Source organism: Pandoraea thiooxydans (assembly GCF_001931675.1).
Classification (GTDB): Bacteria; Pseudomonadota; Gammaproteobacteria; order Burkholderiales; family Burkholderiaceae; genus Pandoraea; species Pandoraea thiooxydans.
The window spans coordinates 595,813-612,640 of record NZ_CP014839.1 but is presented as its reverse complement, the minus strand read 5'-3'; the positions used below and the strand labels follow the sequence as shown (position 1 = coordinate 612,640).

The 16,828-nt window shown below is 63.5% G+C and carries 15 protein-coding genes; 3 read left to right on the top strand and 12 right to left on the bottom strand.

Annotated features, from left to right (window positions below; translation table 11 throughout):
* Nucleotides 1-24 precede the first annotated feature (24 nt).
* Nucleotides 25-1,422 (top strand): amino acid permease, encoded by a 1,398-nt coding sequence (locus tag PATSB16_RS02760; RefSeq protein WP_047212522.1) that lies wholly within the window; start codon nt 25-27, stop codon nt 1,420-1,422.
* A 110-nt stretch (nt 1,423-1,532) separates the two neighbouring features.
* Nucleotides 1,533-2,225, top strand: coding sequence for a GntR family transcriptional regulator (locus PATSB16_RS02755; RefSeq protein WP_047212521.1), 693 nt, complete (start codon nt 1,533-1,535; stop codon nt 2,223-2,225).
* Between the two features lie 49 nt (nt 2,226-2,274).
* Here the strand turns inward: PATSB16_RS02755 and PATSB16_RS02750 are convergent, their stop codons facing one another.
* From PATSB16_RS02750 to PATSB16_RS02705, 10 genes are all read right to left on the bottom strand, one after another.
* A complete protein-coding gene (locus PATSB16_RS02750) occupies nt 2,275-3,144 on the bottom strand; it encodes an isocitrate lyase/PEP mutase family protein (RefSeq protein WP_047212520.1) in 870 nt (289 codons plus the stop codon).
* The gene (locus PATSB16_RS02745; RefSeq protein ID WP_047212519.1) at nt 3,131-4,519 is read right to left on the bottom strand and encodes an MFS transporter; all 1,389 of its coding nucleotides are present in this window, start codon (nt 4,517-4,519) and stop codon (nt 3,131-3,133) included. Before PATSB16_RS02745 ends, PATSB16_RS02750 begins: the two co-directional genes overlap by 14 nt.
* Entirely contained in the window at nt 4,512-5,258 is a 747-nt protein-coding gene (locus tag PATSB16_RS02740) for a GntR family transcriptional regulator (RefSeq protein WP_072628595.1), read from the bottom strand. Before PATSB16_RS02740 ends, PATSB16_RS02745 begins: the two co-directional genes overlap by 8 nt.
* Before the next feature lie 277 nt (nt 5,259-5,535).
* Entirely contained in the window at nt 5,536-6,315 is a 780-nt protein-coding gene (locus PATSB16_RS02735) for a cyclase family protein (RefSeq protein ID WP_047212518.1), read from the bottom strand.
* A gap of 67 nt (nt 6,316-6,382) precedes the next feature.
* Complete coding sequence (locus PATSB16_RS02730) at nt 6,383-7,894, bottom strand: indolepyruvate oxidoreductase subunit beta family protein (protein WP_047212517.1); 1,512 nt, start codon at nt 7,892-7,894, stop codon at nt 6,383-6,385.
* Nucleotides 7,884-10,115 (bottom strand): thiamine pyrophosphate-dependent enzyme, encoded by a 2,232-nt coding sequence (locus PATSB16_RS02725; RefSeq protein WP_047212516.1) that lies wholly within the window; start codon nt 10,113-10,115, stop codon nt 7,884-7,886. The genes PATSB16_RS02730 and PATSB16_RS02725 overlap by 11 nt, the downstream gene beginning before the upstream one ends.
* Nucleotides 10,116-10,140: 25 nt before the next feature.
* Nucleotides 10,141-10,452, bottom strand: a complete 312-nt coding sequence (locus PATSB16_RS02720) for a Zn-ribbon domain-containing OB-fold protein (RefSeq protein WP_047212515.1) — start codon at nt 10,450-10,452, stop codon at nt 10,141-10,143.
* Nucleotides 10,453-10,455: 3 nt separating this feature from the next.
* On the bottom strand, nt 10,456-11,613 hold the full coding sequence (locus PATSB16_RS02715) for a thiolase family protein (RefSeq protein WP_047212514.1): 1,158 nt from the start codon (nt 11,611-11,613) through the stop codon (nt 10,456-10,458).
* Between the two features lie 21 nt (nt 11,614-11,634).
* A complete protein-coding gene (locus PATSB16_RS02710; protein ID WP_237170343.1) occupies nt 11,635-12,891 on the bottom strand; it encodes an MFS transporter in 1,257 nt (418 codons plus the stop codon).
* 213 nt (nt 12,892-13,104) lie between these two features.
* A complete protein-coding gene (locus PATSB16_RS02705; protein WP_047212512.1) occupies nt 13,105-14,724 on the bottom strand; it encodes an ATP-dependent acyl-CoA ligase in 1,620 nt (539 codons plus the stop codon).
* 87 nt (nt 14,725-14,811) lie between these two features.
* On the opposite strand from PATSB16_RS02705, the gene PATSB16_RS02700 reads away from it, so the two are divergent.
* Entirely contained in the window at nt 14,812-15,720 is a 909-nt protein-coding gene (locus PATSB16_RS02700) for a LysR family transcriptional regulator (protein WP_047212511.1), read from the top strand.
* A gap of 104 nt (nt 15,721-15,824) precedes the next feature.
* On the opposite strand, the gene PATSB16_RS02695 is transcribed toward PATSB16_RS02700, so the two are convergent.
* On the bottom strand, nt 15,825-16,193 hold the full coding sequence (locus PATSB16_RS02695) for a cytochrome o ubiquinol oxidase subunit IV (RefSeq protein WP_047212510.1): 369 nt from the start codon (nt 16,191-16,193) through the stop codon (nt 15,825-15,827).
* The gene (gene cyoC / locus PATSB16_RS02690; RefSeq protein WP_047212509.1) at nt 16,194-16,826 is read right to left on the bottom strand and encodes a cytochrome o ubiquinol oxidase subunit III; all 633 of its coding nucleotides are present in this window, start codon (nt 16,824-16,826) and stop codon (nt 16,194-16,196) included.
* Nucleotides 16,827-16,828: the final 2 nt, after the last annotated feature.

Genomic DNA, 16,828 nt, shown 5'->3' with positions numbered 1-16,828 from the left:
TTTCTAAATCCTCAGGAGAACAGCATGGAGTCGCCCAACATAACCTCGCGTGAAGGGGGGTTGGAAAAAGCACTGACGCAGCGGCAAATCGCGATGATCGGCATTGGCGGCGCGATTGGCACCGGCCTGTTCATGGGCAGCGGCATCGCCATCGGCTATGCCGGGCCGGCCGTATTGATAAGTTATCTGATCGCCGCGGTGGTCGCCGTGATCATGGTCTTCAGCCTGGCGGAGATGGCCGTGGCCCACCCCACCGCCGGCTCGTTCGGCACTTACGCGGAAATGTATCTGAACCGGTGGGCCGGGTTCGTGGTGCGATACACGTACTGGATCATCGAAGTCGTCGCGGTCGGCGGCGAAGCGATCGCGGTGGGCCTATACATGGGCTTCTGGTATCCCGGCGTGCCCGTCTGGCTGTGGTCGCTCGCCTTCGGCGTGGTGCTCGTGTACGTCAACTGCCGCTCGGTGACCAACTTCGGTTCATTCGAATATTGGTTCGCGCTGATCAAGGTGGTGGCCATCGTCGCGTTTATCCTGGTGGGCCTGATCCACGTGTTCGGTCTGGGCACAGGCGCGCCGGTCGGGCTGCACAACCTGACGGGCCTGCCCGGCGGCTTCATGCCGCACGGCTTCCACGGCGTCTGGATGGGCGTGCTGATGGCGATCTTTTCGTTCTATGGCGTGGAGATCGTGGCGGTCACCTCGGGCGAGGCAAAGGATCCGTCGCGCGCCATTCCTCACGCGCTGCGCTCGATGGTGTTGCGCCTGACACTGTTCTACCTGCTGGCGCTGGGCATCATGGTGGCTTACCTGCCCTGGACCGAGGCCGGTGCCAAGGTCGTCCAGCAGAGCCCGTTCGTGAAGCTGTTCGCGCACGCCGGGATCGCTCATGCCGCCGGCATCATGAACTTCGTGGTGATCACCGCGGCCCTGTCGAGCATGAACACCAACCTGTATCTTTCATCGCGCACGCTGTTCTCGCTGGCACGCGGCGGCTATGCACCGAGCTGGCTAGGACGCCTGTCGAGCAATGGCACGCCGCTGGTGGCCACGCTGATTTCCGGCGTCGGGATTCTGATCGCCGCGTCGATCTCGTTCTTCAGCCCGTTGGCCTACAACTATCTGTTCGGCATCGCGCTGTTCGGCGGCATCTTCGTGTGGATCATGATTCTCGTGACGCACCTGCGTTTTCGCCAGGCGTGGCAAGACCGCAAGCTGCCGGTGCGCATGCCGTTCTTTCCCGTCGCGCAGATCACCGGTATTGCCTTGCTGGCGGCGATCCTGATCACCATGGGCCTGGACACCGAGTTCTGGGACATCTCATGGATCGTCGGCGTACCCTGGCTGCTGGCAGTCTCGGCGGTCTATTTTCTTTACCGCAAACGCCTGTCCCAGGCAGCGATCGGCAGCGCCTCGGCATGAGGCGCCACGGGCGGCCGCCACAGCCGTCCGTTCCCGTCTTGCATGCTTGACGAAGCCAGTCGCGCCTTTTAGCATGAATTCAGAATGCAAATTATCACGGACCACACGCCATGGCTAACGCCGAAACCAAAGTCGTCAAGCTACCGCGCCGCACCGCGCTTAAACAGACCACGCTGACCGAGACGATCTTCGTTGAAATTCGCGCGCGCCTGCAGCGCGGCGAGGTCGGGCCGAAAGACCGGTTGCTCGACTACGAGATCGCCGACGAATTCGATTGCACGCGCATGCCGGTGCGCCAGGCGCTGCTGCGCCTGGTCAATGAAGGTTATCTGGTCGGCACCACGCGCGGCTTCGTCATGCCCACACTGACCACCGACGATGTGCATGAAATCTTCGAGGTGCGGCGTCTGCTCGAACCAAGTGCGGCAGCAGGTGCCGCCGCGGCCCTGACCGACAAACAGGAGGCCGCCCTCAAGCGCGCTTATCAAAAGGCGCGCAAGGCGTATGACAAGAGCGACAGCGCACTGATGATCGAGGCGAATATCGAATTTCGCGACGTCTGGCTCGGCGCGGTGCAGAATGCGCGGCTGAAGGCAACCATCCAGCGCTTTGCCGACCACGCCCAGCAGGTCCGGCTCGGCACACTCAGCAACCCCGCCACGCAGAAAATCGCCGTCGACGGCCTGCGCGCCTTGCTCGAAGGTTTCACCGAGCGCGACGCAAAGCAGATCAAGAGCGCCATGCTCGAATTCATCCTGAGCGCGGAGCAGCGATATTTCGCGCTGCTCAACGGGCAAGACTAGCGCGACGCCGCCGCGCGGACAGGCGCAGCCCGATGCCCGGCCGGCACCGCTATTCGGCGTGTTGCCGGTCGAACTCCCACACCGCTTCGAACCCCAGCAACTGGCACATCTTCGCAAATGAGTAGAGCGACTTTTCCGTGTCGCGAGTCCCCCTGAGCGCCTTGATGTCGCCATACACTTTTTCCAGCGCCTGGGCCACGGCCAGGAAACCCGAGGCGGGATAGATCGCAATGGAGAACCCAAGCCGTTGCAATTCGGCCGGCGTCAGTTGCGGCGTGCGCCCGCCCTCCACGATATTGACCAGCAACGGCATATCGAAGGTCTTGCCAATAATCTCCAGTTCTTTTTCGCTCTCCGGCGATTCGATGAACAAGACATCCGCACCCGCGTTGGCATATTGCTCGGCACGGCGCAATGCCTCGTCCAGGCCCAGGCTCGTGCGCGCATCGGTGCGGGCCACGATCAGGAACTCGTCGCTCGCGCGTGCCTCCCTCGCGACCTTGATCTTGTTCACCATGTCTTGCGCGGCGATCACGCGGCGCCCCGGCGTGTGGCCGCACTTCTTGGGAAACTCCTGGTCTTCGAGCTGAATCCCGGCGGCGCCCGCGCGCTCGTAGCCGCGCACGGTATGAGCAACGTTGAGCAGGCCGCCGTAGCCGGTGTCACCGTCGCAAATCATCGGCGTGCGGCTCCCGCCGCAAAACGCACTGACGCGATTGAGCATGTCGGTATAGGTCGCCAGTCCGGCATCCGGTTCGCCCAGGTAGGAGGCGACCGTGCCAAAGCCGGTCATGTACAGGCAGTCGAAGCCCATCTGGTCGGCCAGGCGCACGGAGATCATATCGAACACACCGGGAGCGACCAGGATCTCGCCGCCGGCGAGTTTCTGCTTGAGCGTCAACGCATTAGTTTGAGTCATGGTATTGAAGGTTCTTGTTGGAGTTGCTGAGTTGATTGTCCTGGACGGCGATCTCTTCGAGCGATAGCTGATTGGTTTCGACGCCGAACAGGGTCAAGACCACCACCATCACCAGCAACGCGCCAGTAATTACTCCGAGCACGTCGCCAACGCCGCCCATCGCGTACATGATCACCACGATTTGCGGCGCCAGAATACCGGCGACGCGCCCGGCGGCCCCCGCGATGCCGTTGCCGCGCATCCGGTTCTCGGTCGGGAAAAGCTCCGGCAAATAGGTGGCGATGCCCAGCGCGACCATCAGGTACGTCAACGTAAACAGCAGGAAGCCCAGCAGCGTCGCTACGCCCACCGATGATGAGTGGCCGTACAGCCAGCCCACCACGGCAGCGGTCAGCGCCACGGCGATCAGGCCATTCTTGCGCCCCATGCGGTCGGCCAGCAGCACGCCGAGAAACGCGCCGGCCGGACCGCCGAACGACATGAGCGTGGCGTAGCCCAGCGACGACGACACGCTCAGCCCCTGTTTGACGAGGAACGTCGGCACCCAGACGATGAAACCGTAAATCACGACGTTGATCACGACCTGCACGCAAATCGCTATCAAGGTCTTGCGCAGCAACGGCGGCTTGAACAGAGAAAGCATCGTGGTCCGATGCTGGTCGACGGCCGCTTGCGGCGCAAGCGGCGGCAAAGCGCGCCCGGCGGGCGTTTCCGCTTCGATACCTGCCAGAATCTGCTCCGCTTCGTCGAAACGCCCTTTGGATTCGAGCCAGCGCGGCGATTCCGGCATTTTTTTGCGCACCACCCAAATCACCAGCGCACCGACGCCGACGATCGCGAACATGGCGCGCCAGCCAATGCTCGGAATGATCAGGTAACCGAGCAGCGTCGAGAAGAACAACGCCGAATTGGTGATCAGCGATAAATAGGCCGACCAGCGGCCGCGCACCTTCGGGGGAATGAATTCACCGATCGAACCGTATCCGACGACGATCTCGGCGCCCAGCCCCAGCCCCATGAAAAAGCGGCAGACGATCAACCAGGTCATGCTCGGCGCGGCCGCGCCAGCGAGCGAGGCAAGGCCGAAAATCGCCAGGTTGAATTGATAGGTGAACTTGCGGCCCTTCATGTCGCCCAGCACGCCGGCGACCAGTGCGCCGATCAGCATGCCGATAAAGGTCGACGACAGGAACGCCGCGTTCAGCTGCATACTCGACCAGCCGCTGCGCGCCAAAGCGCCGAGCACGCCGCCGGCCAGATAGATATCGAACGAATCGAGAAACATGCCGCCGCCGATCAGCCACAGAATCCGGCGATGGAATGCGGACGTCGGCAGCCGGTCCAGCCGGGCACCCGCGTTCACGGAATTAAGCATGGGGTTGTCTCCTCTTGTCGGTCCTTGTTTTCTGTTCGACTGGCACTGCGCCTTGATTGGCCTTCAATTTCTGCAGCACCGATTGGCGTGCCGCAAGAATGTGGGATTTCATGGTGGACTCGGCCCACTCGCGATCGCCGCTTTTGATCGCCTCGACGATTTCGCAGTGCTGCTGCACGCTGCGCTCGCGATCCTCTTCCGTGTAATTGCGGAACGTCCATTTGATGAGCGGGATCTCTTTCATCAGATTCAAGGTCTGGTTGAGCCGGGCGTTGCCCGAAGCCGATGTCAGGATCTCGTGAAAGGCTCGATTCGCGACAAACCATTTTTCCAAAGCACCATCCTCGTCAATCGCGTGAGAAATAACACGCATTTCAGTAGCCAGACCATGCAGGATCTCGACGTCTTCCGGGCTGATGCGGGCCACCGCGCACCCTACCAGGTAGGGCTCGATCAGCGCGCGCGCCTCGAAAATCTCTTCGACGTCGCGCACCGACCAGACCCTGACCCGCGCGCCGTGGTTGGGGCGAATTTCAAGCCACCCCTCCGCGCCCAGCCGGCGGAATGCCTCGCGGACCGGCGTTCGGCTCACGCCCAGACTGCGCGCCAGTTCCTCTTCCCGCATGCTTTCGCCAGGCAGGTAGCGCATATCGACGATCGCCCGCTTGATCTCGGCATAAGCGTGATCGACGGACTTCAACGTGGCGCCGGGGGGGATATCTGCGATAGCTTGTTGCATACAATAATATAAAATTTCCGATTTTTCACAGCAATTTTTAAAAAATTCTTAAACATTGTATGCAAGATGATTTTTGGTGTGACCTGGGGTTTCCCCTGGCATGCAAGGCCTGCCTGACGGGAACGATGGTTCGCTGAGCGGATTCGATGAAAAGTTGCGCCGAGCCGGCACCGGGCCGGTCAGCGCAAAAAGGAGAACTGAGTGTCGGCCATGGCGACCTCACGCCGCTATCGGGCGCGAGGGCCATGGTCTGATGGCGCAAGGCGTTGAGGCGGCCTTACCCTTCGACCAATGCCAGCACGCGGCACGGGCTGCCCGAACCGCGCTTGATTTTCAACGGCGGTGTGACGAGCAGCGCACCGGTCGGCGGCAACTTGTCCAGATTGACCAGGCTGGCCAAGCCGAATTTATTGTTGCCGTGCATGTTGGAATGGCAGGGAAACGGCTGCGCGAACGCATAGGCTTGCCCCGCATCGGTACCCACCCCTTCGGTGCCCCAACCGATCACGTTGCGTTCCCTGGCCAGGAAATTCGGCAGGTCGGGGTGGCCGCCCGGCGTATGGCCACCGTCTTCCTTGATATTCAGAAACGCCTCGGGGTCGGTGCGCAGAGACCAGTCGGTGCGCATCAGCACCCAGGCGCCGGCGGGAATGCGGCCGTGTTGCGACTCCCACTGTTCGACACGCTCGACGGTGAGCAGGTAGTCGGGGTTCTCGCGGGTTTCCGCCGACACGTCGATGACACAGGCCGGCGCGATGAATTTCTGCACGTCGATCGTATCGGTTGCGTTGTTCGGATAGTCCTTGCCGGTGATCCAATGGATCGGCGCATCGAAGTGCGTGCCGGTGTGCTCACCGCACGAGATGTTGTTCCAGTACCAGGCCGGGCCGCGCTCGTCGAAATTCGATATCTCCTCCAGCCGAAATGGCGCGCTCTGGCCGTATTGCGGCGGCAATGGAATGATCGGGGTCCGCTGATGCAGCGTCTGACTCAAATCGACGATGCGGATCGCCTGGCTTTGCAGCGCTTGCGCCAACTCTTGCAGTATCTTGCTCATTTCTCGCTATCTCCTCTTCCCAAAGTTTCCAGGCCGGCGGCGCTCGCCACCGGAGCCTGTCCATGTGTTACCCGATGGCCGGCAATTGCCATTGCCCCAATAGATCGACCAGGCGTTTGCCGCTGTCGTCGGCCAGCGCCGCCTCCCGCAGCGCGCGCACGCGTTGCGCCGCCTCGCCATGGCCGCGCAGGACCGGCAAGGCCGCCTCGATCGCGGTGAAGCTGCGCATGCCGCGGGCATGGGTATCGCCATAACCTTTGACAAGCCGCTGGCATTGCGCCACCTCGACGGCCAGCGCGTAATCCTGCGGCGCCAGTTCGGCGATCGACGCCAGCCATCTTTCGCACGCCGCCATTTCACGCGCATGCCGCAACGAACGGCGGCGCAGACTACGCATCGATGCCACCAGGTACAGCTGCAGAAAGCCTCGCAGGGATGAAGTGCGCACCACGCGTCCCTCGCGCGTCATGCGCTCCACCAGCCGCCTGGCCCAGCCGGGCTTCATCAGCCAGCGGCCCAGGCCGGCAGGCAGCGTATCGGCGATTTCGTCCACGCGCGGGTGAAGAAACTCATTGATATGCAGCAGTTGGTCGCGACTCGCCTTGACCTCCTCGCGCACGCGCTGAAACCGGCCGCTGCGAATTTTCAGATCGGCCACACGCACGGTGTCTTCATATGACATCCACAAGGCCAGGTGACGCGCCGTCTCGGTGAGCAGCAGCTTGGCCGGCGCACTATCGCCATCGCGAATCGCCGTCAGGCGATCGAGATATTCGCCGCCATAGGCGACGTCCTGGTAATCGACCAGACGGCGCACCGCCAAGCGCAGCGTTTCGTGAACTTCGACAGGAAACTCGGCACGAATGCGCGCCTCGAGCGCCGCCAGTCGGGCGTCCGGCGGCAGCGCCGCGGACACCTCGGCGGGTCCCGCCGGCGTGGCCTCGAGCGCCGCCGCGGCATAGCCGGCGTCGAACGCCTTAAGACTGCTTTGCACCCCGACCCCGCCGCGCTCGATCGCCGCTTCGAAATCGGCCCGCTTGAATGGCAGCGCGCCGGCACCGGCCAGCGCCCCGAACAATACGGCGCTGATCACGCTGCCGCTGCGCTCGGCAAGCACCGCGAAATCGCTGGCGATGAAACGCCGCGCGGCTTGCCTGCCTGCTTCGATAAAACGCTGCGAATCGACTCGCCCATCGCCCATCGCGGTCTTCTCGGTCATCGAATAGACCCGATGCGTGGACGCGATGAGCGTGGTGCGATCGGCGCTCACCAGGCCACGCTGCACGGCGCGGCCCGCTTCCATCAGCTCCGAGGCCAGCACCACCTCCACATCGCCCGCCACCGGCACCAGCGCCAGCACGGGTTCGGGATCGTTCGGCCCGGTCACGACCGGATGGAATTCGACGTAATAGATCGTCGCGCCGGTACGCTGCGCCACGCCCGGCACCGAGGTCGACTGCGCCATGAAGCCGGCGTGTTCGGCCATATCGACGATCCAGTCGGCCAGCACGCCGCCGCCCTCGCCGCCCATGGCCAGAATCGCAATGCCGATCGGCTTGACCGTTTTCTCATGCGACATAGCGCACCTCCCGGGCTTTGATGCGCCGCTGCAGCGCGTCGATCACCCTGTCCGCCAAGCGCTTCGATAGCCGCTCCCACCAACCCGGGTTGCTCACCAGCTCGGCGCGGTAAAACGAGGGGCACAGGACCGCCGCGTGCGAGACTTCTCCGCACAGGCCGCAGCCGACGCAACTGTCGAGCACGCTGGCTACCGGGTCCTGGCGCAGCGGATCGGGGTTCTCCTTGATCGACAGCGATGGGCACCCCGACAGGCGAATGCATGAATGGTCGCCCGTGCAGGTATCGGAATCGACGCCGAAGCGCTCGCGCACCACGCGCTTGCCCTCCTTGAGCAGGCGTTTCATCAACGGCTTGATGCGACGCTGCTTGTTGAGCATGCATTCGGACTGCGCCACGATGACTTTCGGTCCACGCTCCCGGGTCGTCAGCGCCTCGCGCAGCGTGTCGCGCATCTGCGCCACGCTGTAGGTGCGGGTAATGGTCTTGACCCACTTCACGCCCACGCCGCGCACCGCCGTCTCGATCGGGTTCTTGGTGGAGCGAATCGCATTGTCAGCCTTGGACGACAAAATATCCTGCCCGCCGGTAGCGGCCGAATAACCGTTATCGACAATCACCAGCACGTTATCGTTGCGATTGAACACGGCATTGCCCACGCCGCTGGTCAGGCCGTTATGCCAGAAGCCGCCGTCGCCCATCATGCTGATCGTGCGGCGCTCGGTCTCCTTGGTGTTGAAGGCAGCCGAGCCCGCCCAGCCCAATCCGTAGCCCATGGTCGTCGCGCCGATATTGAACGGCGGCAAAATCGAGAACAAATGACAGCCGATATCGCAACTGACATGATGCGGCCCGAGTTCGCGCTCGACCAGTTTCATCGCGGTGAAGATCGGCCGCTCGGGGCAGCCGGTGCAGAACGAGGGCGGCCGCGGATGCACTTCGGGTTCGGGCGTCTTGGGCAGTGCGGGCGAGTCGGCCGATGCGGCTTGCGCGACCGAGGCCTGCGTGCCGGCTACCACCGGCACGCCGACCGCGCGTTGCGTGGCGATCGTGGCGCGCACGCCGGCAGGCAGGCGCGCTTCGTCGGCCAGGCCAGGCTCATAGCGTTGCAGGAATTTCAGCAGCCCCTTGAGCATCACCGTCGGGGTGTATTCACCCGCCTTGGGCAGCATGTCCTTGCCATGCACTCGGGCCTGCAGATCGCCCTGCCGCAAAATGGTGTTGATCGCCTGCTCGATGAATTCGGGCTGGCCTTCCTCGATCATCAGCACGGCGCGCTTGCCGGCGCAAAACTGCCGCACCTCGTCGTCGATCACCGGGTAGGCCACGTTCATCACATAGATCGGCAAATCGGTATGGCCGTGCACGTCGGCCAGATCGAGCAGCGTCAGCGCGCGCATCAGCGTGTTGTACATGCCGCCTTGCACGATTAGGCCGATATCGCGCGCTTCATCGCCCAGGAACTCGTTGAGCTTTTCGCGGCGAATGAAATCGATCGCCGCGGGCCAGCGCTTTTCGATTTTCTCCTGCTCATGCACAAAGCTGGCCGGCGGCAACACGATGCGGCCGACATCGCGCACGGGATGCTCTATCGCGTCCTTGAGCGTGAAGCCCGGCCGCACGTTGTCGCGCGTCATGAAGCGGCCATGCACGTGGCAGGCGCGAATCCGCAATTGCAGCATGACCGGCGTATTGCTTGCCTCGGACAGTTCGAACCCTTTCTCGACGGCGTTCACGATCGAGGGCAGATTCGGGCGTGGATCGAGCAGCCACATTTGCGATTTCATCGCGAACGCGTGCGAGCGCTCCTGCATGATGCTCGAGCCTTCGCCGTAGTCTTCGCCCACGATGACCAGCGCACCCCCGGTGACGCCGCCCGAAGCCAGGTTGGCCAACGCGTCGGAGGCCACGTTGGTGCCCACCGTGGCCTTGAAGGTCACCGCGCCGCGCAACGGATAATTCACCGAGGCGGCCAAGGTGGCCGCCGCCGTCGCTTCGCTGGCGCTGCTCTCGAAATGCACGCCGAGTTCCTCGAGGATGTCATTGGCGTCCGACAGCACATCCATCAGATGCGAAATCGGCGCGCCCTGGTAGCCTGCCACATAAGACACCCCCGACTGCAGCAGCGCCTTGGTCACCGCCAGAATCCCCTCGCCGCGAAATTCCTCGCCGGATCCCATGCGCAACTTCTGCACTTCCTTCTTGAATGATTTTTCCGCCACCCTCAACCTCCTTGACTTGAATGCATTACGCACCCGCGTGCGGGTGCGCGAGCACGCGCATCGCATCGTCGAGCGCGAGCGTGACGATGTCGCCCGGCTGCAGCGCCTGATCGAGACGGGCCACCACGACCGGCCCCGCCGCAGTCCTGACGCTTGCCAGATGCGCATCGCCCGCGCCCTGGGCACCCACGCGATGACGCACCACCGTGGTTTCCTCGACGGTGCCGGGCCCAGCCGGCGTCGCCGCCCATTGGTCAGCGCCGCAATGCGGGCATAGATAGCGCGCCGGAAATAGTGTCGTGCCGCATTGCGTGCACCGAAAAACCGTCAGTTCCATGACTCACTCCGCCTCGGTTCCGAGTACCACCGCGTTCGCGCACATACCGTGGCGGTATTCGACCATTCCGTACCCGCTGACCACGGCCATGCGGGCGCCGGCGACCTGGCGCGCACCCGCCTCGCCACGCAATTGCGTGATCGCCTCGACCAGTCCGTGCATGCCGCCGGCAGCGCCCGCCTGCCCCGCCGAGAGCTGCCCGCCCGAGGTGTTGACCGGCAGCGCGCGCGCGGCGATGCGCCCGAGCAGGCCGCGCAGGTCGCCGTCGGGGGCAAAGCCCAGGTCGGCCAGTTGCACCAGCGCCATGACCGGATAATCGTCATAGACGGATACCACGTCCATGGCTTGCGGGCCGGCACCGGCCTGCCGCCACAGCGTATCGGCCACTGCCGCCAGGCCGGTCTGCAGTCCATCGCCAGCCTGATGATCGGGGTTGTAGCAGCATTGCAATGCGCGCACCCGCACCGTCGGCGAGCGCTCGCGCGCCAGATCGGCACGCGCCACGACCACCGCATTCGCGCCGCATACGACCGGCACGCAATCGAAGCGGCCCAACGGGTCGGCCACCATCGGCGCGCCCAGGTAGTCGTCCAGCGTCATCGGCGTGCGATATACGGCACCAGGGTTGTGGGCGGCCCAGGCGCGTTGCGCGACACACAGGGCGCCGTAGTCGCGCCGCGTCAGACCGTGCTTGAGCGCATGCCGCTGCGTGAGCATCGCGAACAGGCTGTTCGGCCCGCCGTTTTCCAGCGGCCGCAAATAAGTGCGCGTGGTGAGGTTGTAATGCTCGACGAGTCGCTTGAAATCGGCGGGCTCGAAGCGATCGCCGCTGACCAGCACGATGACCGACGCGTCACCGTGCTGCACGGCACGGATCGCATGCTGCAGCATATTGATCGCGCTGGCCCCGCCATGGCAATCGTCCATGCACCAGCGCGGGCTGATGCCGAGCCGCCAGGCGAGATCGATCGCGTGGTCGGGCGCCAGCGTAAACGACGCCACGCCAAGTCCGTCGACCTCGCGCGGCGCGAAACCCGCCTGCGCGAGCGCGCGCTGGAATGCCTGCGCCAGCAAATCGCCGGTACTGTGCTGCGGCGCCTGGCGCCGGTACGGCACCTCGACGCCCGCGGCCAGCACCGCCCCTGCGAGATCATTCGACATCACGGTCTTACCTCGTTCGTGTTACAGCGCGCGGCGGCGCGCCGTTTCATGCGTAAACAGCAGGGAGATCACGGTGATCATCCCCAGCGCCATGAGCAGCAGCGCCACCGGCCAGGCCGCGCGATAGTGTTCGAGCAAAGCGGTGGCGATCAGCGGCGACAGGCCGCCGGCGAATACCGAGGCAATTTCGTGGCCCAGCGCCATGCCCGAATAGCGCACTTCAGTGCTGAACAGCTCGCCCATCAGGCTCGGCTGGGTGCCGATCATCGCGCCGTGGCAAATCGGGTTGGCCAACAGCAACGCCAGCCAGATCAGCACCGGCGCCTTGGTGTCGAGCAGCCAAAAGAAGGGAAACGCAATGACCACCAGACCGAGCGCACCGATCATATAGACCGGCTTGCGGCCGATGCGGTCGGACAACCGCCCCCACAGCAGCATCGCGCACAGTTCGACACACATCGACACCATGACGCCGGCGAGCATGACCTGGCTGGGAATGCCGATGAATTTCCCGTAGACCAGCGAGAATGCCAGGAAGATATACGAGCCGCCGTTCTCCGCGACGCGCAGCCCCATGGCCATGAGGATTTCCTTCGGATGACGGCGGATTACTTCCAGCACGGGCATGTGCGCGCGGCGCCCGGCCGCGGCGGCCTTGGCAAACTCCTTGCTCTCGGGCAGCGTCGACCGGATGTAGACGCCGACACCGAAAATCAGCACGCTGGCAAGAAACGGAATACGCCAGCCCCACGACATGAATTGCGCCCTGGGCAGCGCTTGCACCGCAAAGAACACCGCCGCCGACAGCACGAAACCGGCGCCCACGCCGATCTGGCTCCACGACGCATAGAAGCCGCGCTTGTGCGGCGGTGCGCTCTCGCTGATCATCAGCACCCCGCCGCCCCATTCGCCGCCCGAGGCGATGCCTTGCAGCAGGCGCAGGACCACCATCAGCGCCGGCGCCCACAGGCCGATTTGCGCGTAGGTCGGCAGCAGGCCGATCAGGAAGGTGGCCGCCCCCATGATCGACAGGGTCCAGACCAGCGCCCCGCGGCGACCGTAGCGATCGCCGATGTGTCCGAACAGAATGCCGCCGAACGGACGGGCGGCAAAGCCGATCGCAAACCCGGCGAAGGCGACCATGGTGCCGATCAGGGGATCGGTGCCTTTCGGGAAGAAAAGTTCGCCGAACACCAGTGCGGCCGCCGTACCGTATAAAAAGAAGTCGTACCATTCCAGCGCGTTGCCGGCGACCGAGGCGATGACGATGCGCCGCATCGCCTTGTCGTCGAACGCCGTCGCCGAATCGGCCGTACCGTTTGACACGGCATGATGCGCTGCGGGGATGTCTGCCATACGAGTCTCCTTGGTCATTTCGCCGACGCCGCGCATGATGCGGCCCGGCCCTCCCATCTTGCGCCGCGTTAGCGCGGCAGTGTCGCTATGGTTTATCGCGATCGTTGTCGCGATTGTTATCGTGGCGGCGCGCGCCTAGCGCTTGAGCCGGTAACCCGAAGCCTCCAGGTCCCAGGTCAGGTCACTGACGCCGCGCTCGCGCAGCTTGTATTTCTGAATCTTTCCGTTTTCCGTCTTCGGCAAATCGTCGACGATGTCGAGGTAGCGCGGAACCGCGAAATACGGCAGGCGAGGTTCGCAGTACAGAATCAGCTCAAGCGGATCGATCGTCGCGCCCGCGCACGGCACCACGGCCGCCATCACCTCGTCTTCGGCAAGCGATGAACTTACCGCGAATACCGCCACGGTCTCGACCGCCGGATGACTCAGAATCGCCTGCTCGACTTCATACGACGAAATGTTTTCGCCACGTCTGCGGATCGCGTCCTTGAGCCGGTCGATGAAGCGGTAATAACCGTCGGCATCGCGCACCACCCGATCACCGGTGTGGAACCAGAGATTGCGCCATGCCTCGACGGTCTTTTCGGGCATGCCGAAATAGCCGCTGGCAAACGCGAACGGCTGGTCTGCGCGCAGGATCAGTTCGCCGGCTTCGCCGTCGGGCACTTCCCGGTCATCCTGGTCGACTACACGCGCGTCGAAGCCGGCGGCCAATTGCCCCATGTAGCCGGGGCGCTGCGCTTCGATACCGCCCCCAATCGCGAAGTTGGTCTCGGTCGAGCCGTAGCCGTCGAGTAGATGAATGCCGCAACGCTCGGTGAATTCATGCTGGAACTGCCCCGGCACGCCAGGCGCCAGTGCGATGCGCACGCGGTGGGCACGCTCGGCCTGCTCGATGGGACGGCCGAGCAGGATCGGCACCATTGCACCGAGCACATACGTGACGGTGGCCTCTGTCTCGACCAGGGCATTGAAGAACCCGCTGGCGGAAAAGCGGCGATCGACCACCAGTTCGGCATCGAAAATCAGCGCCTGGAAAAAGCTATTGAGCGCATTGGTGTGAAACAGCGGCAGGCACGTGTAGAGGACGTCGCCGGCAACCACGCCGAGATTGCCGCCCGTGTAATGCCCCCACCAATAGAACTGCGCGTGCGGACAGATCACCCCTTTCGACAGGCCCGAGGTGCCGGACGTGTATAGAATCGCAAACGGATCGCCGTCGGCGAGTTCGGCGGCCGCCAACGCTTCGCCCAGCGGCGGCATCGGCACCATGCCTCCCGCCGGCATGGCCGTTGGCCCGCCGTCGGGCAGCTCGCCGATCACCCAGGTATTCTCGAGCGACAGATCTGTGCCATCGAGAGCGGCCACCGCCTCGAGCAGATGCGCTTCGGCAACCAGCAGCCGCGCGCCCGAGTTGCGCAGGATATGCGACAACTGCATGCCGCGCGAGGCCGTATTGATCGGCACCACGACCGCGCCAAGCCAGCCGCAGCCAAGTACGACTTCCATGAATTCGGCGCGGTTTGAGCACAGCAGCGCAACCCGGTCGCCTTGCCCGACCCCATGCGCCGCCAGCGCACCGGCACGGCGCCGGGCGATGTCGAGCGCCGTCTGGCTGCTCCAGCGGATCGTGCGGTCGGAGAATAGCGGCGCCGTGCCGCTGCGGGCCGCCCGCTGCGCCAGCAGCGCAGGCATCGTTAATTTCGTCGCGCGACGATGCTCAGGCTGAGCCCGAGATTCGACAACTGTCTCCATGCGCCCCATCTCCTCCTAGTGATGGGGCCGAGTCTAGGTTAGCGTATTATATATGTCAAATTCATACACTTTATCATCGTCATAAATATGGCTGATTTCAATAAAATCGATTTGAATCTGCTGCGCGTTTTTCAGGCGATCCTCGAGGAGCGCAGCCTGACGCACGCGGGCTATCGTCTGGGGCTATCTCAGCCGGCCATCAGTTATGCGCTCGGACGCCTGCGGACACTGTTCGACGATCCACTATTTGTCAGGATACCGAACGGCATGGCGCCGACCCCGACCGCCGAACAGCTCGCGCAACCGGTGGGACGTGCATTGGCCGCGGTGCGCGAAGCCCTGCGTCACGCCGAGCATTTCGATGCGGGAAGCAGCACGCGCACTTTTCGCCTGTCGATGTCCGATATCGGTGAGCAGGTCTTTTTGCCGCCGCTGTGCGAGAAGCTGCAGCAGGTCGCGCCATTTTTGCAGCTCGAGGCCGAACAGATTCCGGTGACGAAGGTCGAAGAGGCGCTCAGGCTGGGACAACTCGATTTCGCCGTAGGCAATCTGCCCGCGCTCAAATCCGTCACGCGCTATGCATTGCTGTTTCACGAGGCCTATGTGTGCATGACTCGCAAGCGCGCCGGGTTGCCGCAACGAAGTCTGTCGGCCCAGCGCTTTCTCGAGCTCTCGCATATCGCCGTCAGCTCGAGCGAAAGCAGTCATCGCACGATCGACGACTCACTGCGCGCGGCCGGCCTGCATCGCCGGATTGCGCTGCGTGTGCCGCATTTCACGGTGATTCCGCAGATTCTGCAACGCACCGACTGGATGGTGACCCTACCGCGGCGCGTGGCACGCCATTTCAATGAGCACCGGCAATTCGCGGTCTATCCGCTGCCGGTGGCGATTCCCGAGGTCGAGGTCACGGTGCACTGGCACGAAAGTTTTGACAACGACGACGGCAATCGCTGGTTGCGCGAGCAGATCATCGACACGCTGCGAGATACCTGACTCAATCAGGCAAAAGAAAACCCGCCCGGTGACCGGAGCGCTGCTCGTCGAGCCAGCGTCCGGCCCGCGGGCGGGCCATGGCACGGCGCCAGCGGCGCCTGCGCTTACATCACCATCATGTTGTGGTTCAGGTAGTACATGATCCAGAGCGATCCGCCCACCACGATGAACAGAATCACCAAGGTAAAGAGGAAAGCCATCAGATTCCAGCGTTGTGCCGAGGATCCGTCGAGGTGGAGGAAGTACACCAGGTGCACGACGATCTGCACCACTGCGCAGCCGAGCATCGTCGCCAGCAGCGTGGGCGCCGCGGCGGAGCCATTCATCACCATGACGAACGGGACGACCGTCAGCACGACGGCCAGCACGAAGCCGATCAGGTACGATTTGACGCTGCCGTGGCTCGCCCCGGCGTGAGCGGCGGCGGTGTCGTCGTGATGCCCGTGGCCATGACTCGTATTGACGTTTTCCATTTACATGACTCCCATCAGATAGACGACGGTGAACACGCCGATCCAGACGATATCCAGAAAGTGCCAGAAAAGGCTCAGGCACATCAGGCGTCGGCTGTTGGTTGCCGTCAAGCCCTTCTTGCCGATCTGCAGCATCAGCACCAGCATCCACAGCAGACCGCTGCTCACGTGCAAGCCGTGGGTGCCGACCAGCGTGAAGAACGACGACAGGAACGCGCTGCGCCCCGGGCCGGCGCCTTCGAGAATCATGTGGCGGAATTCATGCACTTCCATGCCGACGAAGCTCAACCCCAGCAGGAAGGTGATGCCCAGCCACAGTTGCACCTGGGCCTTGTCGGCGCGGTTGAGCGCCAGCATGGCCATGCCGTAGGTCAAGCTGCTGATCAGCAGGCAGAAGGTTTCGATCAGCACATAGTGCAGGTCGAACAGTTCCTTGCCGGTGGGGCCGCCCGCCGTGGCGTTGCTCAGCACTGCATAGGTCGCGAAAACGCACGCGAACAGAATGCAGTCGCTCATCAGGTAAACCCAGAAACCGAAGACGGTCTTGTCGGCGGTATCGTGGTGCGCGTGTTCATGCGCATGCGCGTCGGCATGCGCATGAACGGGGTATTGCTCTAGAACATTGGTCGACATGG